At 65.1% G+C, this 23957-nt stretch carries 23 protein-coding genes and 1 pseudogene; 7 read left to right on the top strand and 17 right to left on the bottom strand.

From position 1 onward, the window contains the following. Positions 1-45: 45 nt before the first annotated feature. Complete coding sequence (locus OWR29_RS26000) at positions 46-945, bottom strand: hypothetical protein (RefSeq protein WP_267565847.1); 900 nt, start codon at positions 943-945, stop codon at positions 46-48. A gap of 410 nt (positions 946-1355) precedes the next feature. On the opposite strand from OWR29_RS26000, the gene OWR29_RS25995 reads away from it, so the two are divergent. Beyond that, the gene (locus OWR29_RS25995; protein WP_267565846.1) at positions 1356-1496 is read left to right on the top strand and encodes a hypothetical protein; all 141 of its coding nucleotides are present in this window, start codon (positions 1356-1358) and stop codon (positions 1494-1496) included. A gap of 86 nt (positions 1497-1582) precedes the next feature. After that, on the top strand, positions 1583-2146 hold the full coding sequence (locus OWR29_RS25990) for an SUKH-4 family immunity protein (RefSeq protein ID WP_267565845.1): 564 nt from the start codon (positions 1583-1585) through the stop codon (positions 2144-2146). A gap of 261 nt (positions 2147-2407) precedes the next feature. On the opposite strand, the gene OWR29_RS25985 is transcribed toward OWR29_RS25990, so the two are convergent. Beyond that, on the bottom strand, positions 2408-2791 hold the full coding sequence (locus tag OWR29_RS25985) for a transposase (RefSeq protein WP_267565844.1): 384 nt from the start codon (positions 2789-2791) through the stop codon (positions 2408-2410). Continuing rightward, a complete protein-coding gene (locus OWR29_RS25980) occupies positions 2788-3492 on the bottom strand; it encodes an IS110 family transposase (RefSeq protein ID WP_267565843.1) in 705 nt (234 codons plus the stop codon). The genes OWR29_RS25985 and OWR29_RS25980 overlap by 4 nt, the downstream gene beginning before the upstream one ends. Before the next feature lie 185 nt (positions 3493-3677). On the opposite strand from OWR29_RS25980, the gene OWR29_RS25975 reads away from it, so the two are divergent. Continuing rightward, on the top strand, positions 3678-4235 hold the full coding sequence (locus OWR29_RS25975; protein WP_267565842.1) for an IS110 family transposase: 558 nt from the start codon (positions 3678-3680) through the stop codon (positions 4233-4235). Between the two features lie 35 nt (positions 4236-4270). After that, the gene (locus OWR29_RS25970; protein ID WP_267565841.1) at positions 4271-4507 is read left to right on the top strand and encodes a hypothetical protein; all 237 of its coding nucleotides are present in this window, start codon (positions 4271-4273) and stop codon (positions 4505-4507) included. Positions 4508-5609: 1102 nt separating this feature from the next. On the opposite strand, the pseudogene OWR29_RS25965 reads toward OWR29_RS25970, so the two are convergent. Both OWR29_RS25965 and OWR29_RS25960 read right to left on the bottom strand, forming a co-directional pair. After that, positions 5610-6365: pseudogene (locus OWR29_RS25965) on the bottom strand (SDR family NAD(P)-dependent oxidoreductase). A gap of 147 nt (positions 6366-6512) precedes the next feature. Then, the gene (locus OWR29_RS25960; protein ID WP_267565840.1) at positions 6513-7289 is read right to left on the bottom strand and encodes an SDR family NAD(P)-dependent oxidoreductase; all 777 of its coding nucleotides are present in this window, start codon (positions 7287-7289) and stop codon (positions 6513-6515) included. 125 nt (positions 7290-7414) lie between these two features. Between OWR29_RS25960 and OWR29_RS25955 the strand changes: the two genes are divergently transcribed. Beyond that, on the top strand, positions 7415-8047 hold the full coding sequence (locus tag OWR29_RS25955; protein WP_267565839.1) for a TetR/AcrR family transcriptional regulator: 633 nt from the start codon (positions 7415-7417) through the stop codon (positions 8045-8047). A gap of 1158 nt (positions 8048-9205) precedes the next feature. Here the strand turns inward: OWR29_RS25955 and OWR29_RS25950 are convergent. Then, entirely contained in the window at positions 9206-9736 is a 531-nt protein-coding gene (locus tag OWR29_RS25950) for a hypothetical protein (RefSeq protein WP_267565838.1), read from the bottom strand. Positions 9737-9814: 78 nt separating this feature from the next. On the opposite strand from OWR29_RS25950, the gene OWR29_RS25945 reads away from it, so the two are divergent. Beyond that, a complete protein-coding gene (locus OWR29_RS25945) occupies positions 9815-10564 on the top strand; it encodes a hypothetical protein (protein WP_267565837.1) in 750 nt (249 codons plus the stop codon). A gap of 68 nt (positions 10565-10632) precedes the next feature. On the opposite strand, the gene OWR29_RS25940 is transcribed toward OWR29_RS25945, so the two are convergent. The 3 genes from OWR29_RS25940 to OWR29_RS25930 form a co-directional block, all read right to left on the bottom strand. Further along, complete coding sequence (locus OWR29_RS25940) at positions 10633-11448, bottom strand: MerR family transcriptional regulator (RefSeq protein WP_267565836.1); 816 nt, start codon at positions 11446-11448, stop codon at positions 10633-10635. A gap of 121 nt (positions 11449-11569) precedes the next feature. Continuing rightward, entirely contained in the window at positions 11570-12208 is a 639-nt protein-coding gene (locus OWR29_RS25935; RefSeq protein WP_267565835.1) for a TetR/AcrR family transcriptional regulator, read from the bottom strand. Then, positions 12205-14151, bottom strand: a complete 1947-nt coding sequence (locus OWR29_RS25930) for an AfsR/SARP family transcriptional regulator (protein ID WP_267565834.1) — start codon at positions 14149-14151, stop codon at positions 12205-12207. Before OWR29_RS25930 ends, OWR29_RS25935 begins: the two co-directional genes overlap by 4 nt. A gap of 1352 nt (positions 14152-15503) precedes the next feature. Between OWR29_RS25930 and OWR29_RS25925 the strand changes: the two genes are divergently transcribed. Continuing rightward, positions 15504-15878, top strand: coding sequence for a DoxX family protein (locus OWR29_RS25925; RefSeq protein WP_267565833.1), 375 nt, complete (start codon positions 15504-15506; stop codon positions 15876-15878). Between the two features lie 634 nt (positions 15879-16512). On the opposite strand, the gene OWR29_RS25920 is transcribed toward OWR29_RS25925, so the two are convergent. From OWR29_RS25920 to OWR29_RS25885, 8 genes are all read right to left on the bottom strand, one after another. Further along, positions 16513-17037, bottom strand: coding sequence for a MarR family winged helix-turn-helix transcriptional regulator (locus OWR29_RS25920; protein ID WP_267565832.1), 525 nt, complete (start codon positions 17035-17037; stop codon positions 16513-16515). Positions 17038-17405: 368 nt separating this feature from the next. Further along, the gene (locus OWR29_RS25915; protein WP_267565831.1) at positions 17406-18860 is read right to left on the bottom strand and encodes an MFS transporter; all 1455 of its coding nucleotides are present in this window, start codon (positions 18858-18860) and stop codon (positions 17406-17408) included. 500 nt (positions 18861-19360) lie between these two features. Further along, entirely contained in the window at positions 19361-19711 is a 351-nt protein-coding gene (locus OWR29_RS25910; RefSeq protein WP_267565830.1) for a VOC family protein, read from the bottom strand. 164 nt (positions 19712-19875) lie between these two features. After that, complete coding sequence (locus OWR29_RS25905; RefSeq protein WP_267565829.1) at positions 19876-20796, bottom strand: NmrA/HSCARG family protein; 921 nt, start codon at positions 20794-20796, stop codon at positions 19876-19878. A gap of 26 nt (positions 20797-20822) precedes the next feature. Further along, positions 20823-20945 (bottom strand): hypothetical protein, encoded by a 123-nt coding sequence (locus tag OWR29_RS25900; RefSeq protein ID WP_267565828.1) that lies wholly within the window; start codon positions 20943-20945, stop codon positions 20823-20825. Between the two features lie 208 nt (positions 20946-21153). Next, the gene (locus OWR29_RS25895) at positions 21154-21852 is read right to left on the bottom strand and encodes a prenyltransferase/squalene oxidase repeat-containing protein (protein WP_267565827.1); all 699 of its coding nucleotides are present in this window, start codon (positions 21850-21852) and stop codon (positions 21154-21156) included. A gap of 567 nt (positions 21853-22419) precedes the next feature. Then, the gene (locus tag OWR29_RS25890; RefSeq protein WP_267565826.1) at positions 22420-22770 is read right to left on the bottom strand and encodes a VOC family protein; all 351 of its coding nucleotides are present in this window, start codon (positions 22768-22770) and stop codon (positions 22420-22422) included. A 706-nt stretch (positions 22771-23476) separates the two neighbouring features. Then, complete coding sequence (locus tag OWR29_RS25885; protein ID WP_267565825.1) at positions 23477-23944, bottom strand: MarR family winged helix-turn-helix transcriptional regulator; 468 nt, start codon at positions 23942-23944, stop codon at positions 23477-23479. Positions 23945-23957 lie beyond the last annotated feature (13 nt).

Genomic DNA, 23957 nt, shown 5'->3' with positions numbered 1-23957 from the left:
GTTGCGCAGAGTTTGGTGCGAGGGAACGGTGTGAGGCCCTACGGCTCAACGAACGACCTCAAAGGAGTCACACGAATAAAAGTCACACTCGCTTCCAGCGGTCGGGTCGATGCGTACGACGTAGTTACCAGGCAGATCTTGCTTGGTAACCGTCCAACGCAACACTGCCTCTCCAGCCCGACCAGCGACCACCGCCGGCAAGCTTCGCACCAGCTGATGCCTACTACGCATATCCGAATTTTTCGGGCCGTCCGTGCCACTTTCACGGTAGAGGCTGGCGGCGATTTGGGAGCCGGGCTGGCGCCCGAATGCGGTGACCATCATCGTGGTGCCTGCCCGGGCGGTCGTCCTACCCGACAATTTCGCCCTCCGCTCGGTACTCGGCTTGACCACGATACGACCGGTAGTGGTGTTCTTCGAAGTGGTGAAGGCGAAACGGTACGCGCCGGGACGGGGGAACGCTTCCACGGCATCCTCGGCGAACCATTCGAAGTTCCACTTCCGGTCTTTCCTAGGGCCGAACTGGTCGCCTGCTGCCTGGACCTGACGGCCGTCCGGGGTCGTGATACGCAGCTTTGCGGGACGGTCGGGTTTCGCGACACCTCTGAAGCAGATGCTCAACTGTTCGAAGCGCCGTGTCACGACATCCGGCACGACACCACCAGTCGGCCTACCGGGGGAACAGTCGCCACCCGGACTTTCAACACCTCCGTTGAAAATCCGCCAGATCCAGCCAGGCGGCTGAATTTTATACAACCGCCCGGAATGGCCGCCAGAACCAGAAGATCCGATCATCGCGCCTTCCACCGATACCACGACCGATGAGGACGAGGCAGGCAGCATCGCCGCGATGTGTGAATCTTTATCGCTACTGCAAAGGATGGTGCTTAACGCCGGCACCATGAGCAAAGCAAGCAGTGCGCGGCCGATCAGGCGAACAGTCATGCAACACCGACTCCAATTCCGCGGCTGGCCGCGCTTGCTTTGGCTCGCTCACTATCCGGGCTCTGACCCAACCCCGCAGCCGAACACGCCATCCGGTACCCATTCGAGCGATGACCGACTGACCTCCGGCTAACGGCCTACAAGCCCTCATACACTGAGCCCGCGTGGCGAATCCGCGGACGCCGGTCAGCCCGTGGGCAGTGGAGGCGGACAGCACCTCGCGGGTGAGTTGCTGGGCCGAGGGGCGGTAACGGACCTCTTCGGTACGTCGTGCCCGGCTCTCAGTAGCGCCTCGAACGCGGCGCCGGGCCGGCCGTGGCCCTGTAGAGCCAGCGCGGTGCCTTTCCAGTAGCAGGCGCGGCGCTCGGCGCCGGTAATGGCCCGCCAGTGGTTTCCAGCGCAACCACCCCGTGGCCAAGGCCCGGGCGGATCTGACCACCCTGCTCTACGCCGACGGCATCCACGACAGCCTGTACCGCTCCGGCGGCATCACCCTGCTCAACCCCGCCACCGTGCGGCTGCCGGCACCCGCTGTGGCCCCGGGCGCCTGACCCCCGGACACGCACCGTGACGAGAAGAACTTGGCCGCGTTAGCGTAGGGCAATGAAAGTGTGCGGCGCAGATCAGTGAGGCTGCTGTGAGTGATAGAGAGATACTGCAAGAATTTCATCAATTCCTCACCGCAAGCCTCGATGACCTTGTCGACGCGTCTAGCGCATCGATGGGCCTGCCTCAGATCGTAGAACGGTGGGCGATTCCGAGCGAGCATAAAGTTTTCGTGCTTACTTACGGTGTTCCGATCGAGCAAGATCCTGATGGACTGCAATTGCGTGGAGACGTGCAGTGGGTGACGGATCCCGAGGTCGCCGTTTCGGGACGCCTGGGCTATCGGCTCGGATCCGACTGGGGTCGTACATTGGCAGCCATGGCGCCCTCGGGTGAGGTGTGGGCGGTCCGTTCGCCGCTGGATCCCAGATACTCGATTCGTACCGCCGTGGCGCAAGTCAACTCATCGGTCACCGCCTTTATTGACCTGTCATGGCGGTGGCACACTCTGCGTCCGCTGCTTTTGGCGCTCGGCTATCGCGATGCCTTCTTCGATGCCGCGGAGGCGTATCTGGCGCGTCTCACTGAGATTGACGAGGCGTTGATGGACGAGAAAGAATATCCGTGGTGGCGCGACTTGATACTCGACTGGTGATGACATCTACGCACTCTCATCGGCTACTTATTTACTGGTCGTACGACCGCAGCCCGGCCAGGCTTGGTCGAGGTGACCAGCGGGATAGCTCTCACATCGGCTGCCCACCGTAATTGGTGTGGCTCTCATTCGGCGTGCGCTCCGCTGGTCACCGCGGCGCGGAGAGGCTCCAGAGCGCCTCTGTGTGTCAACCCCTCGCGGTGGTTAGGTTGATCTGGTCTCTGATGAGATGCCGGTAGAGGACGTTGGTGAGGCGTCGTTTCAGCGCGCGTCTCGCCTCAGCCGGGGTTTTGCCTTCGGCGAGTTGCGCTGGTAATAGACGCGGCCCGGGCCGGGATCGCGAGCTTGGACCAGCGCGATGGTGTGTAGTGCGGTATTGAGTTGGCGATTGCCGGTGGGGTTGAGCCGGTGGCGGCGGTGTTCGCCGCTGGACGCTTCCAACGGCGAGGTGCCGGCGTAGCTGGCGAAGTGATCTGCGGTCGGGAAGCGGGAGGCGTCGCCGACGTGGCCGAGGATTTTGGCGGCGATGAGGTGCCCGACGCCGTGCATGTCCGTGATTGTGGAGTGTGTCTCGGCTAGGACCTGCCGGATCTGGGCTTGGTTAGCGGTCAGCCGTTGGTCCATGTGGCGCAGGTCGACGATCATGTCGCGGGCGAGGTCACGGCGGCAGCTGTCGGTGGCGGTGATCGGCCGGACACTGCGCACAACGTCGCGGCTTTGTCGGCGGTAAGGTCGAGTGCCGCGCCGCCGGGGATCAGGTCACGCAGCACCACGTGGAGCCGGTTGAGTAGCCGGACGCGTTCTCGGGCCAGGTCGTCACGGCGTTCGGACAGCAGTCGCAGCCGGGTGTGGTCGTTCTCGGCGACGACCGGCCGCAACCGTCGTCGGCGCATAGCGGCGTGCGCAACGCTGGTGGCGTCCGCGACGTCGGTCTTGCGTGTTCCGCCGGTGTCGAGCAGCCGAGCTCGAGCGGCGAGCGTGGCGGGCACGTCCACAACGTCTTCGCCGGCGGCGGCCAGCAACTGAGCGATGCCGCGCCCCAGCCCGGCGGCGCCCTCGACAGCGAAGCGGCGCTGCGGCCAGCAAGCGGCCCAACCGGTCAGCGTCTTGAACGCCGCGGTGTTGACGGTGACCCTCCGCGAGCCCAACGTTTTTCCGGTTTCGTCGAGCGCGACGGCCGTCAGGGAGGACTTGTGCGGGTCGATACCGATCGTGATCACGGAGAGCTGGAACCTTCCACCAGGCGAACAGGGGAGATCGCCGTGGCGGGCAGCCTGACTTGAAGAAATCCTTGAGCACGCCTCTGTTGAGCCACGCCACGGCCGGGCGCCGGCCAGCGTCGGCACGCTCTTGATGAGCCAGCCCGAGGGCGGCAAGGGGTATGCGAGCCAGTGCCGACCGGCGCCCTGACGCTACGGGCTGCAGACCCATCGCGCCTGACCAAAATTCAACAAGTCAGGGGTATGCCCAGCTCGAAGTAGCGCTGCCCTCCCGCCGACATCCATGTCGGAACCAGGGAGGAGATCAGCAGGTGGCTCGGGTCATCATCGGGGTGGATCCGCACAAGCGGTCCGCAACCATTGAGGTCATCAACGAGCGGGAACGAACCCTGGCCCAGGGCCGTTTCGGCACCGACCGGGACGGCTACCAGGCGATGCTCGCCGCCGGCCGCAAATACGCTGACCGCCAGTGGGCGGTCGAGGGCTGCAAGGGCATCGGCCGGCACGTCGCCCAACGCTTGGTCGCCGACGGTGAAACCGTCGTAGACGTGCCGGCGAAACTGTCCGCCCGGGCCCGCGTGTTCAGCACCGGCCAAGGCCGCAAGACCGATCCGGTCGATGCCCATAGCGTCGCGGTCGTAGTCCTGCGCACCTCCGGGCTGCAGCAGGTCACCGTCGAGGACACCTCGCTCGACGACCTGGCAGGTGAACCGGACGGCCAAATTTCAGCGGTTCTGACTGCTGAGATCGACGAGCAGAGCCAGCCGGCGAGTGCGCGACCGGCTACCGCGATGACCCCGGCGAGCGCGCCCACCGACACCGCGGTCCACAACCCGGTGGTTGCGACCTGGCCGTCGACGCACTCATAGCCCGAGCACACGCGACCGGTGTACTACGCACCGACGTGACCAGAACTGATCTACACCTGCCCATCGAGCAACTCGGCAAGTCTCCGATGATCGACCAGCTGCGCCGGCAGGGCCGCGACGACCTCGTCGGCATGGCAACCCAGGCCCGCGCCCGAATCAACGCCATCGCACTCGACGGCCTCCGCGCCGGCGCGCCCCGTTCGCTCCCCTACGAGCCATCCGACGACGCGCTGCTTCCCGGTCGATGCGAACGGACAACCATCAACCCCTGACCGGGTGCGGTGCCGGAGCCGCAGTTGCGAACACGTCACGCAGCCGACCGACTGAAAGATGGTCGACCGCAATACGAGGTATTGACGATCCTAAAGGTGACACCGGGCGGGGCCCTTATGTTGGCGCCCCTGCATGCCGATCAAACAGATGTAGACGGCCGCGTCGCGCGCTCGCGGCCCCGATTCCTGAAGCCGCCGGACATGGACATACGCGGCCCGGTTCTCCTGAGAGGCCCGGCTGGCGGACACCACCTCACGCCCCTGGCTCTGGCCGCCAACGACGTTTGTTCATCGCGGTCCTGGGCGAAGTCATCGCGGGCACCCTCGGCGAGGTACACGAGAACCCGGGCGCCGCCTTGATCGGCCAAGCGCCGCCACTGACTTACGGGTAAGACGCCCAGAGTCACCCCGAGGTGCCGCTGCAGCCGGATCAGCGCAGCGTCAGCATCGTCGTCCACTCATCTCGTCCTACCAGCACTCACGACAGACCGATAGTGGTCGGACCGGATCCTGCGCCATCGAGTGACGCCCGTACTGTATCTGCGGGGCACGTCGGTGCCGATGATGGCCGAATGTCCTTTCCGGCGCGTCGGTGCCTCTGCTGATGGCCCGGGCGAGCGCGACGGCGAACGAGAGGCGCAGGCAAGTGAACTGCTCACTTGCTACCCCTACCGCACCGGCGAAGCACCGATGCGACCCGGGCACCTTGCCGTCTATCCTGTAACGACCGGGCGGCGGTCCAATCGTTAGGTTTCTCCGCGAGCGACACACGCCGCCCGGCGCCTCGGCAGTCACATGGCGCTCCGCTCCGCGCGTTGTCAGCGGCATGACCGGATGGTAGGGACGTTCGGCCTAGATGGTTCTGGACTCGTCGAGGCCCGCAGAGGCGGTCATCCGATTGGGAGCAGGGAGCAGGTCAGCCGGCGAGTTGTCTGACCCGCGGTCGCCGGATTATCGCGGCGGATGCCGCTGCTGCTTCGGGCAGCACATCCGGCCGTTGACCCTCCGTATGCAGCGGCATTGCTGCGAAGTAGTGGCCCCGGTACGACCGCCGTCATGCCGCTGGACGGCGGTCGGCCGGCCATGTAGTCGGGAGCAGGCGTCAGACGGCGTTGCGACCGCCGTCGACGGCGAGTACGGCGCCGTGCACGATGCTCGATTGCGGACCGGCGAGGAAGGCGATGGCGGAGGCGACCTCGTCGGCAGTCGCTGGGCGCTACGCCGGAGTTTGAGCCGCCAGCATTTTGATCATGTCGTCGCCGCCCGCGGTGGTTCCCTCGGTGATCGTGGGGCCGGGTGCCACCACGTTGACGCGTACACCGCGGCCGCCGAATTCGGCCGCCCAAGAGCGGGTCAGGGACTCGATGGCTGCTTTGGTCGACCCGTACAGGCTGGAGATCGGAGTCCCGCGTTGCGCTCCGAAAGTCGACACGTTCACGATCGCTCCGTCACCGCGCTCGGCCATCGCGGGAGCAAGTGCCGCGACCAGGAAGTACGGCGCCTTGACGTTGATCCCGTACACCCGGTCGAAGTCCTCCGGGGTGGTCTGGTGAGTCGGGCCGAACGGGAAGATCCCGGCGTTGTTGATCAGGATGTCGACCCGGCCGCCGCCGAGTTCCGTCGTGGTGGCGGCGAGTTCACGCGCGGCGCGCTCGTCGGCGAGGTCGACTGCGGCGAAGTCGGCTTTACCACCGGCGGCCCTGATCTCCTCAATCAGCCGCGCGCCTCGGGCGTGGTCACGGCCGCTGGCAATGACGTGCGCCCCGCGGCGGGCGAGTTCGACGGCGGTGGCACGGCCGATGCCGCTGGTGGCGCCGGTTACCAGGGCGACCAGGCCGTTAAGTTCCTGCTGATACATCGAATCCTCTTTGTCGGTGAAGGGAGTTGGCGACGTCCGGCGCCATGTGCGCCGCATGGTGCGCGTGAGAAAGTCGTGGTCGTGTAGATCGTGCGATGGCTATATCGGAGCGGCGGTCGGCGCGAGGGCTGCGCCGGTGTCCGCTGCTTAGTTCTCGGGGAACAGTGGCCAGCCCGCCATCAGGCCGCCGTCGAGGGTGATGACCTGACCGGTGATGTACTGCGACTGGGTGGACCCGAGGAACTGCACCGCCGTTGCGACTTCCTGCGGCGTTCCGGGGCGGTGCATCGGTAGCACCGCGTTGACGGCATCGCGCACGGCGTCGGCACCGGTCACGCGTTCGTACATGGCGGTCCGGGTGAAGCCGGGTGCGACCGCGTTGACCCGGATGTTGTGTCGGGCACCTTCCAGGGCGACGCCTTTGGTGATGCCGATGATGGCGTGCTTGCTGCCGACATAGAGCGACGCGTCGGGGAAGCCCATCTGTCCATAGGTGGAGCTGACGTTGATGATGCTGCCGCCGGTCTGTTTCATGACACGAAACTCGTGCTTGAGACTGAGCAGAGTGCCGCGGACGTTGGTGTCGAAGACGCTCGCATACCCGTCGTCGGTGACCTCAGTGATCGGTCCGGGGACGCCTTCGGTGCCGGCGTTGTTGAACGCCACATCGATGCGGCCGAAGCGGTCGACGGTGAAGTCGACCAGATCACGCAGGTCGTCGTCGGAGCGCACATCCGCCCGGAAAAACTCGGCGCGGGCACCGAGCCCGTTCAGTTCCTTCGCCAGCAGGTCACCGGCATCGGGGTGACGACCGGACACCACGACTGAGGCGCCGTCGCGCGCGAATGCCTCGGCGGTGGAACGGCCGATGCCGGTCAGCGCGCCGGTGATCAAAACCACGGGTACCGCCATGAAGTCCTCCATATTTGGGTCGCTGCTCCCAAAAAATAGTACGTCGTTTATGGGATTGCAAACCCATTCTTGGCGGTGTGGCAGACCTCATGTTCGGTGTCCGGGTCGGCTGACCCACGGTGGCTAACCTTGAGGGCATGTCCGCGACGAGTCCGCCCGCGCCGCGCTTGACCAGGAAGGGTCAGGCCACGAAGGAACGCATCCTGCAAGTGGCAGCCGACCTAATCCTCGAGCATGGCGTGCACGGCACGCAGATCGACGACGTGCGTAAAGCGGCCGGGGTCAGCGGCTCACAGATGACCCACTACTTCCACGACAAGCGATGCCTGATCGCCGAGGTGGTGGCCTGGCAGGCGCAGGACAACCTGGACAACCACACCCAGCCCGCTCTAGGCAACCTCGACAGCTTCGCCGCGCTGCACACCTGGGCCCGCTTACTGCTGGAGCGCCAACAAGATCGGGCGTACGTCGGCGGCTGCCAATTCGGATCGCTCGCCGGGCAACTGGTCGAATCCGATCCTGAGGTGCGAGCCGGCCTCGCCGACGGATTCACCCGCCTGCTGAAACTGTTCCGCGACGGCCTGCAAGCCATGCGCGACCGCGGCGACTTGCGGCCCGACGCCGACCCGGAGCAACTCTCCCACGTGCTCATCGCCGCCATGCAGGGCGGCATGCTGCTGACCCAAACTTTGCGCCGCCCCGAACCGCTACGCGACGCCCTCAATGGCGCGATCGCGCACGTAGAAACCTTCGCTGCAGCCGCCGAATAGGTCCGACCGCTCTCCGCCTGCGGACCCGAATGTCAAACCAGCAGCAATAGCGAGCATCGGACTGACGGACATATGCAAGCAGGCCGGGCTACAAGCTGCCGGTCAGTGAACGTCGACCTCCCCACCCACCAACAGCGGCTAAAGCGAAGAACGCAACCCGAGCAGCAAGGGGCCGAGCGGCCCGGCTGGCGTGATCGAATGCACTGATCTCGGCATGAGAGTGTGCTTTCCCAAGCTTACTTATCTACGGGATCAAACGATCGTTCGGCCGAGTTCCAGCAAAGAACTTGCGCCCTATTCCACAGGTCGGGAAGTTATTCAGAACCGGATGATGCGGGCGTCCAGGTTGGGTCTCCGACAATAATCACCATTTGGTCACCGCGAGGCGGAATTAGCCACGATGCGTGATCCTCATTTGAGACCGGCAGGCGCCATTCCCGATACCATAACCAATCAGATGGATTTCTCCGCAATGGTTGGCTTGGAACGTAGAGGGAGCAAAACGATCGAATGGTATCAGTGCCGAACGAAGAAGGCGCATCCGACAGAAGCTTCATGAGACCCTCGTCGGCCGCCGATGTCAACGAGACTACTGGGCCGGCACCATCCCTTGCCAGCCGCTCCCGCTTGAACCCGATCCCCCAAGGTGCGACCTCGCATCGTTCGAAAAGAAATCGGGCGTGGTCCAAGTCTTGCCCGGCCTCGGAGAAACACACTACTGGACGGCCTCCGTAATGTTGAGGAAAGGCACGAATCTCCCCCGTTGCAAGAATCGACGAAAGCCGTTGCTGCGGGGACATTTGAACAATCTCATGAGGCACCTTGTCTACCGTGAGGTGTCCGCGACGGTCACAAAAGTGAATTAAAAAGTCTGTAGTCTGAGGAATAGTGAAGTTTGACATGCCAACGAAGGTATCCTATTCCCTTGCCTGCACGCGGTGATTCCCCGATCCAGATCAATCTTGGTGTGTAGAATCTAACAACTGGTGCGAGAGTCGCATACCGAGCAGTTTGGGGAAATGGCTTCGTCCTGACATGCGCTGAACTCACATCGGCCATGAGAGTGAGCTGCTCGCCGCGTTACTACGAGCTCACGGCGTCGACCAGATGTGGTCCGTACATTCGCAGGCAGCCATGGCTGCGGCGGCGCCAGGCTTGTCAATGGGCTTCCGGAGGCGCCGTCACGAAGCCGAGATTCTGCGGCCCCTTGAAGGGAAACTCGACTCTTTCGTAACGAACATGGTTCTGCTCGAACCATCCCACGATCGACTCGGCCAAGGCATCCCGGCCGAGTCGTTGGTCGTCTCGCCAGAAGTTGCAGCACGGGACGATGACGGTCGCTGTGCGCAGCGCCGAGTGAACGACCTCGCGTAGCGCCTGGTCGGGGTGAAGACCAACGACGAGATCGTAATAGGAAGCATCTTTCGCCAGGTAGGGAACGGCGCGTGACTCGACACCTTTGAGCGTCCACCCGCGCGGATCCACGACTTCTACCCGGTAGTTCAGGCGCTTCCGCAGCTCCCGCGCCAGCATCCCCTGACCGCCGGCCACGTCGGCAACGTACTCGACCGAGTTACCGAAGCGCTCACCGATGAACTCGGCCAGTAATTGGAAACGATCCGGGTCTCCGTGAAACCGGTGCCCGTTCGCCTTCGGCGGGCGCTGTCTGCTCTTGACGCGATCGCACACCGACGAACCGTACCGTGCCGGCGCGCGACAAAATTTCCGACGAGATCGCGGGGCTCCTCCGACGCTGTCAGGCCCTCAATGACCACGACAGACCAGGACCGGTCGATCAGCGACCCGGTCGGTCTGATCACGGGTCTCGTCGCCGCCGCGGACCCGAGCCTGGCGCCGGACCGGATCCAGTCGGCCGTCACCGCAGTCGCCGGCGGGCGGGCGAAGACGCGGCGGCTCGCCGCCGCCCTGGCTGCGCGGCCCGCAGTCTTGCTCGACGGCCGGTCTCCGGCACCACGCGCGGTCGGTGAATTGCTGACAGCGCTACGCGCGACCGGGACGACGGCGATTTCAGCGCCGTCCTGCGCCGGATGCGGCAAACCCCTGCAGACCTTCACCCGCAAAGGCCAGGACTGGTACTGCAACTCCTGCGAACACCGCCGGGCTGCCTGCGCCGGATGCGGGAAGACCAAACGCGTGAAGATCATCGACCGCGATGGGCAGCCACGATGCCCTCAATGCTGCGACGTCGACCAGCGCGATCCCATCTCGGTGATCCACCGCGTTGTCGCCGAACTCGATCCCCGCATCGAGCGGGAGACGATCGTGTCAGCAGTCAACCAATGCTGCCGCCAGGGCGGCTATCAGCAGAAACTCGCATGGGCCTGCCAACGCCGAGCAGTGACCTGCTCACGCTGCACACGTCTTGCCCCGATCGCCGCGGGAACCCTGACCCACCCGACCTGCGCCGACTGCACGCCGCCCCAGCCTGGCTTGACTGCCCCGCCTGCAGCGGCCCCGACCACCCGAAGCCCGGACGATGCGAACGGTGGCGGATGAACCGGCGCCTGGACGAGATCATGAGCCTGGTCGAAGCCGACCAGTGCTGGATGGGCGTGGCGGGGTGGCTATTCGGTTGCGGCGGTGCGGAACACGGGCCAGCCGACTTCGGTGCGGTGCCGCGCTTCGTCGGACGTGTCGAGGGCGCTGACCAGATAATGTTCGCGCAGTGGACCGGCCACACCGAGGGAACGCTCAGCGACGACGCGGCCCAGCGCGGCGTAAGCCTGGTCGAGGTCCGCGACTGGGCCGTCGTGCAGCACGACCGCGTACTCGCCGGCCGGGATCTGAATGACTTCCACGTCAGGATGCGTCGCCTCGAGACGGTCGGTGGTCGGAAGGTAGGCGACGATCTCGCCTTCGTCGGACTCGAAGAGTTCCGGCGCGAAGGTGGCGCTGTCAGGTCCGGCACGGTGGCCGCCGAGTGCCGTCAATGCCGACCGCAGCTGCTGGTGGGTGTGTTCGACCCAGCCGAGACCGGCCTGCTCACCCACCCGTGCGCGTGCTGCCAGGGCCCAGCTAGCCGGTACGGTGCGGAAGCTCACCTGCTCGGCGGGCGGGGGTTGCTGCATTAATCGGCGCAGCGACGCCACCGTGGCGCGTGTCTGGTCGAGCTGGTCTTCCATCCGCTGCAGGTGCGCCGCAATTGTCCGGTTCCGGGCGGCCAGGTCCGGGGCGTTGACAAGGTCGCGTAGCTCGGCCAGGGGCATGCCCAGGTCGCGGAATCGGCGTACGACCTGCGCCACCGGTACCTGCGCCGCCGAGTAGTAGCGGTAGCCGGAGAACGGATCGACCGCGGCCGGTTCGAGCACGTGCAGTTCCTGGTATCGCCGCAGCGTCTTGACGCTCAGCAACGTCATCCGGGCGAAGTCGCCGATGGACAACCGATCAGTCATGAAGTCCAGGCTGCGCTCTCCCCCCGGGGGAGAGTCAACCGACACGCCCAGGACGAGGTGATCAGCCGGTCTGCCGCTTGCGTTCGGGCGCAGGAGCCGCGGCTGATTCTCACCCGCGAGGGGAGCCGGACGCCGATGTGGTGGTGCCGCCTGCGGGACGGGCGTGCCGGAGGGCGTCCAGGAGGTCATCGATCAGCCAGATCTGCCGGTCCGCGCTGAGCTCGGCGGGACTGAGCACCGCCAAGACCAGTAAGCCGTAGATCGTGACGCTGAGCCGGTCCAGCGCGGCGGCCTCGTCGAGGGTGTGCAGTTCCCCGTCGTGCAGGGCCTGGCGCAGGTAGTCCGACGCGCGGTGGCGTAGTTGCCGAAACGCCGACTGGAACTCCGCGGCCAGTTGGTCGTCGTGCAGGGCCCGCTGCCAGAACGGGATCACTACACGGGCTCCTTCGCGTTTGATGTCGTCGCAGGGCACCATCTCGATGCAGAAGACCCGCAGCGCGGCGAGACCGGTCAAGCCGGCCGCGTTGGTGTCGATGCGGTGCATGGTCGAGGAGAAGATGTACCGGAAGGTTTCGCGATTCAGTTCGTTCTTGTCGCGGAAGTAGTGGGCCAGCGCGCCGTTGGCGTAGCCGGCGCGCTGGGCGATCTGACGCATGGTGGCGCTTTCCATGCCGCTTTCGGCGATGATCGTCATCATGGTCGCGGCCAGCTCTCGTCGGCGTTTGTCGTGATCGATGCGTGCGGTCATGGGCGGTGCGCCGCCTGCAGAACACGCCGTTGCTGCGGAGAGCCGGCCAGTTGGGCGCGGATCGCGGCGAGCCGCCGCAGCAGCCTCTGATGCTCGTCATAGCCTTCTTGCAGGAGGTGGCGGCGGCGGGCGAACGCCGCGGCCAGAGTGGTGTACCGATAGAGGTGCCGGGCAGGGGTATAGACGAGGAACGCGTCCGTGAGGGCCTCCAGCGCCCCCGACACGGCGCGTTCGTCCCACTGCAGCAGCGCCGCGGCCAGGGGCACCGTGATATCGGCGTCGGCTGCCACCGACAACACCAGGAACGCGTGCGCGTGCGACGCTGAGAGACGATGCATCGACCGGCGCAGCGGCTCGTCGACGACCTCGCAGTCTTCGTGCATCACCACCGGCGCCCGGAAATCGGCCTCTAGCTGCTCGATGATCTCGGTAATCGGCCACGCCGGGCGGGCGCGGAGCCGGTCGGCTGCCACCCGGACCGCCAAGGGCTGCCGGGCACACAACTCCACCAGCCGCAACGCGTCATAAAGCTCGTCCTGCACCCGCTCGTGACCGGCCACCAAGCCCAGCAGATCCACCGCATCAGCCTGGCTCAGCCGCGGTATCGGAACCCAGCCTACATCGGACAGGCCGATCAGCCGCCGTGACGCGGTCAGCATGACCGCCGCCTGCGAACCGCCGGGCAGCAGCGGCCGAACCTGCTCCGCGCTGGCGGCATCGTCGAGCACGATCAGCACGCGCCGGCCCGTGGTCAGGCTGCGCCACAATGCCGCCCGGGCGTCCACGGAGCTGGGCAGCTCACGCTCGGCGATGCCCAGCCCCGCGAGCAACGTTCCCAGCAGATCGCGCGCTTGCGGCGGTACCCGCCTGCGACCGCCCAGATCGGCAAATACCTGCCCGTCGGGGAAGTAGCCGGCCGCCAAGTGCGCGGCCGCCAGCGCCAGGGTCGTCTTCCCTGAACCACCGAGCCCGACCAGAGCCGGGATCCACCCCTGCCGCTCGCCGGTCAGACACGCCACGAGGTCATCGACAACGCCACGCTGGCCCACCAGCGGCGCAACCGCCGGAAGCTGCGCGGGCCGCTGCCACACCGCTGCTCGCGCGGCGTTGCTCGGGTCATGCGCAGCCCGCGGATCATCCACCGACCTCTGGTAAGCCATCAGTGCCGGATCACCGGTGAGGATCTGCCGATGCAGCTCGGTCAATTCCGGGCCCGGTTCGACCCCGAGCTCGCTGGACATCAGCTGACGCGCGTCGCGGTAAGCCGTCAAGGCATCGGCCTGATGCCCGGAACGGTACAAAGCGAGCATCTGCAACTTACGCACCTGCTCGTCGTACGGGCGTTCCTCCACCGCCACGCCGAGCGCGGTCAACAGCCGATCATGACGGCCCAGCTCCAGCTCCAGCTCGAACCGCAGCATCCTGGCCGCCCACAACTCCTGCGTCAGCCGGCGGCGCTGCCCGTCGACGAACCCGCCCCGGGCGCCGCCTAGCGGCGTGCCCCGCCACAGCTTCACAGCACCCTCGAGCATGCTTAGAGCGGCCTGCGCATCTCCCTCATCACGGGCCTTGACCGCCTGCTGGACCTGGCGGGCGAAGTGGGTCCGATCCACCAGTTCAGGGTCGTGGTGCAGCGTGTAGCCGCCGCCGACCAACGGGATTGGATCAGTCAGCGGTTGCCCGTCACCCAGAGCAAACTGTTTCCGCAATCGTGAAACGTAGGTGCGGATGGTTCCCGCCGCGTCGCGCGGCGGCGCTGATCCCCACAGTTCGTCAATCAGCACTTCCATCGGCATCGGCCGCCCCTCGGCCAAGACCAGCAGCGCCACCACGGCGCGCTGCTGCGGCACGCCGAGATCCAGCTCCTGGCCGTCGCGCCAGGCCCGCAGCGGGCCCAGCAACGCGAACCGCACCGGTGACAAGACCAAGGCGTCTGCACTCATCGCAAGCCCACCCTCTTTCTACGGCCGTAGAAATTGATGGTTCGGATCATCCACGAAGGCCCCTAAACGCGCAAACCTTTCCCCTTGTGACGTGTGACGCTGTCATGCCCGAAAGACGGCAGCATGGCGGGGAGCAGTCTCGACTCGGCACCACTGCTGAGCCCGGCACGGACGTCGCTGACAGGGGCGGACGCGGAAACGGCACCTGGGACCCCTGTGACCGTCGTCGCGTGCTTCCCAGTCAACCGTCAACAGCCAGTTCATCGCAGGGCCGGCCGCTCCCGTCTTCGCCAGGGGGCGGTCGGCCCCACCCCGCGGACAACGCGGTCACCGTGTCGAGCCTGGTCGGATGATTCGGCTCACGTCCCTCGGCTCTGTGCGCGCGCAAGGGATCTCGACAGCAGCCAGGGCCGAGCACCCGCCAATGACTCCAGCCGAGTGAGTCAACCAGCGGCCTCGCCCAGAGTCTTGCGGTCCGGCCGTGCCGTCGGCTCCGGCAAAGGTGCCGATCCCGCAAGCAGCAAAGGGCAGGACTTCACCTGCGGCGACCAAACTCCAAGACACCGTTGCTTGCAACCTCGAGTGAGTACACGGGCACGCCGGGTGTGCTGGGAACCCTCGGCCCGGCCGAATCTGCGGCACCCGGAACAGCTCGTCCATCAATTCCGCATCGACGTTTTATTCACACCGCTCTGGTGTCATCGGTGCATGACCGCGAAATACCGACGGCTAGTTCGCCTGTCGCGACCATGATTTACCCGACCGGACTGCCCGGCGGGGTCCCGTCATATGACAACCAGTAAACACCTCGAAAGCCGTCGTGCAGATTCCATTGGGGCGCACGGGTTCCCGCTCACGACGGAGACCGGCTGGATGCGCCACGCCGGAGATAGGCCGCCCCAGAGGGCCGGCTGCGACTCGCCTCGACCGGTTATCGCTGGCCGCGGCGGAATGCACAAAACGGCGACCAGCAACGGACGTGCACTTACCGCACGCTGACTAGCGTGTGATCACCAGACACCGGGACTCGTCAACGCAGCCGCGAGCCTCCCCCGTGGCCTCCACCAAACGGCCCCTTGCCGCCGCGCCCTCGCGGATCCGCGAGGGCGTTGGCTGCTCAAATCTGACAGCCGGCCCAGCTTTGAATATCGGCGGCGCTGCACCGGTCCGCCTCCCGCGTGCGGCGTCGGACCGATGTGACTTGAGCTCGCCGTTGCTCAATGTCGTGCCGACGGATCTCGCGGGAATCACCGCTTCGTAGATCGGACGTCAGAGCCCAACTTCCGACGATTTGTAACTCGCCAAGGATTGTCCCGCTTACTTCAAGTTTTGAATAGGAGAGTTCGCCAACCATGGACGTCATCCTCTGGATCATCGCGGTGGTCCTTGCCGCTGTGTTCCTCGCCGCCGGCATCACGAAGTTGCGTCAGCCGTTGAAGAACCCTTCAGCGTCCGGTACAGGGCAGCTGGGGAACTTAAGTCCCACTGCGGTTAAGGCAATTGGTGTACTGGAGGTGCTTGCGGCGGTTGGTCTATTGCTTCCCGCTATTGTGGACATCGCTCCGATTTTGGTGCCGCTCGCGGCGCTGGGCGTGGCCCTGCTGATGGTCGGCGCCGCCATCACCCACGCACGCCGACGCGAAGCCCAGATGATCGCGGTGAATGTGCTGTTGTTCGTTCTGGCCGCGGTCGTGGTCTGGGGGCGACTCGGTCCCTTTCATTTCTGATCCTAGACCGCCCTTTCGCGATCTCATGATTGCCTCAGAACTCGTCTTCCTAGCTGGGCCTCGGACGAATCGGCGATACGTCGAAACTAGGTTTTTCGGCATCTGTGGGTCGGCTGCGCGCCGACGCCGGTTCGCACGGCAAAGGTTGCTGGTCAAGTAGCCAACGTGGGCGGGTGCAGCTCTCGACGAGCAGCACGGCGGACAAGGTGGCCTGGCGACAGACAGCGCGGGCCGCCCGTGATCGCTCAGATCGCGACAGATCTCGCCCGACTACAGGTATCCCGCCGGGATTCGTGGCAGCGGAAGAAGGCGGAGAGAAACAGCCATTGGAGCGTGTCCTCAGCAACCTACGAGAGGAAGCCGCGTATTCCTCATTAGGTCGACGACATCGGTATGTGATCCGAATGTAGGCAGGTGGTGGGCTACCGAGCCAGTGCGCGTATCAGTTGGCCAACCGGCAGGCAGTAATACCAACGGGGTGAGCGGAGGACGCGTTCTGGCCCAGGCCGGCCATTCCTGGACATGCAGGACGATCAGGGAGGGCCGAGGAGGACTGGCCATGGGGGGTCGATGAGAAGCGCAAGGCCTCACGTTGACGACGGCCCTGGGTGGCGCGCGGGTGCCCGGGATCAGACTACGACTTTCGTGCGCTCCGCTTGGGCCGCTGAGCTGTCAAGGCCATCTCGATGGCATGCTCCGGCTCGATGTGGTTGGCGATCTGATGGCCGATATCGCGCAGCTGGAGAATTTGCCGAGGGTGCAGCGCGTCGAAGACATGCTGGCGGACGGCCGTCAGGTGGGCGGGGGTGGCCTGCTGGACGACGGCGAGGCCCACGTTGGTAAGGATGGCATCGACGAAGCGGCCGTCGCCCGCGCTGGGTTCACGGCGGATCCAGCCGCGCTCTTCCAAGCGTTTAACAAGGTGCGAGAGCCGCGAGAGTGAGCCGCTGACGAAGGTCGCCAGGTCGCTCATCGGCATTCGCCGCTCAGGTGCCGTCGCGAGGCTGGCGAGTACGCGGTTCTCGAAGAGCGAGAGGCCGCTGTCGCGCCGCAGCTGGGCCTCGAGCCTGCCGGGTAGCTCGAACATCAGCCATGACAGCGTCGCCCAAGCTTCGGTTTCATCCGGTGACAACTCCGGCGGTTCACAGTGTCGTTCCACGACCTACTCCTGATCTGCTCCGGTGAGAAAGCACAGCCGGACCGCACCTTTGGGTCAGGCTTGCTTCATGTTCAGAGGCGGCAGCGCCAGTGTTGGGCAGCGCCTACTTCTGGCCGCTTCGGCGCACAGTGTGTGCTTCCATCTGCGCTGTCGACTAATGAACGCCGGCTCGGCGAGGCTATTGCCTGCCGGAGGTTGCGCTCGGTGGGGCAGCGGCCGAATCGCGTCGGCGATGATGGGATGATGGGTGGTGGTGTCCATCGTGGAACTAACATTGACTGAGAGTCAGCCCACATAGACAGCCCAGTGATTCTTGTTGCTGGAGTGGAGTTGTGCATTCTCCGGGATGCGCTGGTACGGGACCGCGGTCACGCGTGGCTTCTTGGCCGCGGTGCACTGCCTGGAATTAGGGCATAGGAAATAATCGCCGAAGCCATGGATACGACGCCGGCTGTGATGGTGGCCCAGCGAAGGCCAGCGTTTACCGCGTGGGCGGTCGCATCGGCCGGTAGACCCGTGGTGGCGACGGCGACTAAGACTGCCAAGCCGATGGGTGAGCCGATCGATTGAACTGTGGAGGTGAGGGCGGTCGCGACGCCCGCGCGGGCGCTGTCGATGCCGGCCGTTGCGACCATCCACAACGTCGCGTACGTCATCCCTTGCGCGAGTCCCAGAACTACCAGTCCCGGCAGTATCACGGACGCGTAGTCTCCGTGCTCGTGGAGTGGAATACCGATGAGCATGAGCCCGACGCCGCCGAGCAGCAGACCGGTGGTGATCGTCCAACGTAAACCGAGCAGGCGCGCGAATTGGTGGGCGAACCGGGCCGTGGCTACCGTGGCGATCATCAGGGGTAGCGCCGCCAGCCCTGCCGCGAAGGCGTCCCAGCCCTTGACGGTCTGCAGCCAGAGGTTGAGCAGATACTGCTGGGAACCGAAGATCGCGTAGAAGACGAACGCGACGAACATGCCGGCCAGCAATGAACGCCGCCTCAACAGGGCGAACGGTAACAGCGCATCGGCTTGGCGTCGTTCAACGGCAATCAACGATACCGCTGCTACCAGCGCGCCCGCGAAGGCCACGAGTACAACCGGGGACGCCCAGCCCGCAGCGGAACCTTGGATCAGTCCGAAAACCAGGAACAAGGCGGTCAACGTGATGGTGACCGCACCGGGGATGTCGAAGCGACGGATGAGTTCGCGTCTGCCACGTCCGGGGTGAGGGTCTCGGGGGAACGCCTGCGCCGACACGATCATCGCTGCGGCCACAGCGGGAACATTGGCCAGCATCACCCAGTGCCAGGACAGCGCCGCGGTCAGCATTCCCCCCAGGACGAGGCCGATGGCGCCGCCGGCGGAGCCTGCGCCACCCCAGACAGCGTAGGCACGGTGGCGCTCACGACCGTCGGGGAATGTGGCGTTCAAGAGCGCCAGTACCGCCGGGGTCAGCATGGCCCCGCCCAAGCCCTGTCCGGCGCGGCCGGCTATCAACATTGCCTGGGAGGCGGCGAACCCGCTCACCAGACTGGATGCTCCGAAAACTGTCAGCGCGGTGAAGAGCAGACGGCGCTTGCCGAGAAGGTCCACGGCTCGTCCGGCCAGCATCAGGAAGCCGCCAACCATCAGCGTGTAGGCCGATGCGACCCACTGGAGATCGGTGGAGCTGAAATCAAGGTCGCGGCCAATACTCGGCAGCGCCACATAAACGATGCTGAAGTTCGCCGCGGCGATGGCCTGCGCCAGCGCGAGGGACACCAAAGCCAACCCGGGCGCGACCGGCCTCACCGACGGGGAAGATTGCGGGGTGAGGGTGACCTTTTTCACGAGGAATACTCTCTGTCGAATCGTTCGTTTAGTTCGCTGCAAAATCACGCGCCAATACGAGCGGAGTACGCAGATCGGCATCCTCCGATGTGGCGTGAGGCAATAGAGGTTGCGCACCGCGGCTGCGACGAATGGATTGCTAACGACTGCGCGAGGCGCGAGCCCTTTTATCGCCGGTCTCGAGAGCCATCGCAACTTTTCGAGGTTAAAGCACAGTAATAATGACCGGGTCTTCCGCAGTCAGGAGTCGCGACTGTACGCCCCTGCCGCGGTAGTATGAGGAGCAGTGTGGCGTTTTCGATGTCGGGGGTTGCGCCGAGAACTTGGAGACCATGGATGACGGGGTACACCTGCATTGCTGCGCTGTGAACTAGCGAGCCCTAGAGGATCCGGCGGGCGGCAGTGCCGGCGTAGCCAGCGCCATCGCAAGTTCGACGGCAGCACGCCAGGTTCATCCCGTCCGGGGCAGCATGTCTCCGGCTTCCCCCGGAAGGATCACCTTATTCGTTGCTGACGTCGAACTTGTTGCCATCAGGATCGGCAAGGGTGTTGAAGCGGATTCCGTTCTCGGCGACCTCCGCGATGACGGTGGCGCCTAGGCCGACAAGGCGCTCGGTCTCCTCGTCCAGACGGTCACCGGCGGCAAAGTCGATATGGAACCGGTTGGGACCTCCACCGAGATCATCCAGCTTTTGAAAGACGTAGAACGGGAAAGTTCCTGGGGTGCCGATCGTGGCGAAACCCGGGAACTCGCTCGAGTTGGCCTCCAGGCCCAAGGCAGCGGCCCAAAACGTGGCAAGGGCTTCCGGGTCGGCAGTGTCGAAGGTGACAGCGTGCGGCTTGAGTGACATCGACGTACTCCCAATCAAAGTTGTTGGCTAATCTATAGTGCAGGAAATTCGCTTGGCTGAACGACTGCGTGACCGAATTGGGCTGTTGTCATGAGCGTCGAGGCGCTGACGCAGTTTTTCCTGATCTGCGGCTATCGCTGCGCTCGACGTCTAGAGGCTGGGCGCTATTGCCCTTTGATGTGGAAGTCTTCCGCATGTCGGCGGGCGAAATCGGCGAAGCTCGTTCGTTTCATGCCGAATGAGTCGACCTTTGCCATATCGACTCTGTAGCCTTCGACGTTGTTCCATTCCTCGCTGACGACAACGGCCGGAATTCGGCCTTGCGCCTTCGCGTCCTCGGCAGTGAGGTGCGCATAGGCTACAGTCTTCCCGGTCGCCTCCGAGAGGATGGCGGCGATCTCGACGGGGGTCAGCGCGTCGCCCGCCAGGTCGATTTCCTGCCCGTTGAAGCGACGCGGATCGGCGAAGGCGGCGGCGGCGAACCTGCCAATGTCGATCGCGTCGATCAGATCGAGCGTCGTGTCGGCTTTCACGGCTGTCTCGATAATGGATCGTTGCAGGGACGGCCATATCCATTGCGATCGCGGCGGGAGGAAATTGGCCATCATGAGCGCCGGCTTCAGGATCGTGTAAAACGGGAAGTTGGCGGCGCGCACCATGTCAATCACGCCGGACTTCGCGTTCCAATAGATCTCGTCCCATCTGCCGTCGTGCCAGCCGGCAAAGGACTGCTGGTCGCCAGCGCGCGCAACCGATGTCTGGACGAACGTGGTGACACCGGCGGCGTGTGCAGCGTCGATGAGGTTGCGGCCGGCCCGAAGCTCCGCCTCCGGAGCATCGTTGGTCGAAGGGTTCTGCATAGAAAAGACGCCCCACACGTCTGCCGTCGCGGCGTGAAGGCTGTCAGCATCGTCGAAATCGCCGTGGGCGAGTTCGACGCCGCGCGCGGCCAGCTGCAGGGCCGCCGGCGAAGCCGGATTGCGGACCAGAGCCCGAACCGGAGCGCTGTCTGCCAGCAGGGCGTCGACTACAGCGCCGCCCTGCAGACCTGTCGCGCCGGTGACGAGGATGAGCTTCGAGGCCATATCCTTCTTTTCCTCACTGAATGTGATTACTCCGGGCCGGAGTCGGCGGATTCGGACGGCGTGAGGTGAACGTTGACGCCGGCCGTGGCCGTGACGTGGCCCATCGTCTCGGGCACCGGCAGGGCGACGACGGATGCGACCTGATCCACCTCAGCCCGCGGCTCGAGCAGACATCGACCGAGACGAACAGGAGATGCTGTGCACACAGGCCTGCTTGTCCCAGGGATGCGGGCAGTTGGAGTTACGCAGCCACGGACGGTGTCGAGCCGGCGACCCTGAGCGCCGTGATGATCCCGACGACGTCGACAGAGACGGCCGGCAAGCCCGCCGAGTCGATAGGCGGCGATGACGGACCGTTCAGTTGATCCCTGGCGCGGCCGGGTCGTTGAGCCACCGATCGATCGTGAGAGCCAGGTAGGTGTTCACCAGATCGCCGCCGGTGCTGCCGGCATCCGGCTGGCCGGTGTAGCTGCCGTCGGTCTTCCGGCAGCTCTCGACGAACGCCGTCGCGGCAGTCGTGTCGACGGGCAGGGAGAGCGCGCGGACCACCCGCGCGATCCGATAGGTCGCCGCGAGGGTCGCCTTGCCGTCACTGTCACCATCGCCCCAGCCACCCTCGGCGGTTTGCGCGCCGATGATCGTCTGCCGCACCATGGCGGGTTCGGGCAGGGGAACGCCGAGCAGCAGCAGGGATGAGGCATGCATCGCCGTCTGGACGGCACGGTCCTGTCCGGCTCCCCATGTGCCGTCGGGGTTCCGGGCGCCCAACACCATGGCTTCCCATCGAGCGGCGTCGGATGAGCGCACCCCGGCGGTGTTGAGGAAGGCGCTGGCGATCCACACGTCCATGAGATCGTGCACCAGCGGCTTGACAAGCTGGCTCAGATTCTTGGTCCAGTGCGGCTCGGTATGGCCGAGCATGACCAGCGCGACATGCCCTTCGGCGATCGCGTGCAGACTGCTGTCCCCGCCGGGGGTGAGCGTGAACCCGTTGGAGTCGCCCTGGTAACACGACTCGACGTACCGCTCGACGGCGGCCCGGTCGGGTACGGGCACCGCACATTCGGAGAACACCCGCAGCGCGGTGGACGTCGCTCCGAGATCGGGGGCCAGGCCCGGCCTCCACGCGAAGGCGCCGTCAGGTGCTTGCAGCGAGGCGACGAACGCCGCCGTCTCAGCGTGGGCGCCGCTGCCAGACGACGGCCCTCGGCCGCCTTGTTCTGGAGTGCTCATGAGTGGGCCTCTCTACGTCTGTTCGCACGTTGGCGACGTCGAACCTGGTGTCTTCGAGGCCGGTCAACGTGCTCGAATGGATGCTGTTCCCAGCGATAGGTGCGCCGACAATCAGACCGAGCTCAATGAGACGGTCTGTCGCTGGACCGGGCCCGGTTCGCGGCGAAGGCGATCTGACACCGATCAAGTCCCGGAACGGAGCTGGTCAAGCTGCTCGAACACCTACGATGGGAGCTCGCTCATCGTCACAACGGTCGCGCCGGGAAAGTCGGAGCATTCGCCCCAAGGCCGAATGTGGCGACCTCGAAACGCTGCAAGCTTCTCCGCGGCGGCGCATGCCGAGGGCGAGGGCATGCGTTTTGTGGCTATGGTGATCACCCTTGGCCGACGTCAGTGCTCGTTGGCGAGGTCGAATTGGTTGCCCTCGGGATCGGTGAGCTTGTTGAACTTCAGGACCCCGAAGTCGAACTTCTCCACGAGCGTTGCCCCGACTCCGAGCAACCGCTCGGTCTCGCCGTCGAGGTCGGCCACGAAGATGTCGGCGTGCACCCGGTTCTTGCCGGCGCTGCGCTCGTCGACCTTTTGGAACACCCAGAACGGCGTAAGCGTGCCCATACCGATCGTGAGGATCTCGGTCTGGTCGCTCGGATCGACGGTGGTCTCCAGCGCCGCGGCCCAGAACGAGGCGACGGTGACCGGGTCGGCACAGTCGAAGGTAATAGCGTTGACGTTTCTAGTCATGAGGATCCTCCAGTAGGTATTTGGCAGCAGATGACGGCGAGCAAGCCGCCCGACAGGCGCTGCTGCTACGCACTATTGAGCGATGACAGAGTCATCTTCGGCATCCATTGCACTCACCGCTGAAGGTTCCACGGCGGAGCTGACCGAATCCCTGCGATAGGCACGCGATTTACTGTGAACTCTCCCTCGGGGGGAGAGTCAAGCGACCGGCAGGACACAGACGCAACGATCGCTGCCGACCGGCCAGCGAAGGTCGTGGAGAATGAACCGGGTTATCTCTCATAAGCGCAGAAGGCCCGCCTCAGCACGGTCGCCCACGACGACTCCATGACGGGCTGAGGCCGGCAGCGCCTGGGGGTGACATGCCCATGAAGAAGTCCGCGATCGTCCGCGGGGAGGATCGCCGAAGTGAGAACCTCACCAGGCGAATATCCAAACGATCAACGCTGGCCTGCACCCGCCCACCATCATCGCTGGACGCCTGTTCCGCGTTCGCGCCATCGCCGCCGCGCTTATTCTTCGCAACAGCCGACCGCTGACTGTCGGCGACCCGAGCACACTACCGTCGACCCAGGACACCCCGCCGTTGTCGACCGTCCAGGGCCGGGCACTGGCGAGGAGACCGGGCTGATTTCCAGGCACGAGATATGTGACCCCAGAGATCAGCTGTATCGATCTCATCGCAGTCGGTTTTGAGCGGTCTACTTTAAGGCGCGCGGCGGTTCTTCGCTGGCGCGCTTGCCGTCACACAGGCCTGCATCGCCTCCACGAGCTGAGGCAGGTCCATGCCATGTAGCGGCTCCACAAGCCGCGATCGCACGCCGGCCAAGTGGACCGGATAGGCGTCCCGGAGCCGCTCAAGGCCCTTCTCCGTCAACACGGCGTCCGCCCCGCGGCCGTCGTTGTCGGACTGAACCCTGGCGATGAGTCCCGCGCGGACCAGATTGTCGATCATGCGGGTCATGCCGCTGAGCGACATGTCGCACAGCGCCGCGAGATCACCGATACGCAGCCGGCGTTCCGGCGCCTCCGACAGATGCATCAACGCCCCGTATTCGCGTAACGACACCCCTTGGCCGGCCTGCAGATCAGCGTCGAGCGACCGAGGAAGCGTGATGGCGAGCCGGAACCAGGCTCGCACCAGCTCCTCCTCTAGAGAGTTCAGCGGCTGCATGTCTTCAGTATCA

The organism is Paractinoplanes pyxinae (assembly GCF_026626335.1).
In the GTDB taxonomy this organism is placed as follows: Bacteria; Actinomycetota; Actinomycetes; order Mycobacteriales; family Micromonosporaceae; genus Actinoplanes; species Actinoplanes pyxinae.
Note: the sequence above shows the minus strand (reverse complement) of the source record. Positions and strands in the feature narration are given on the sequence as shown.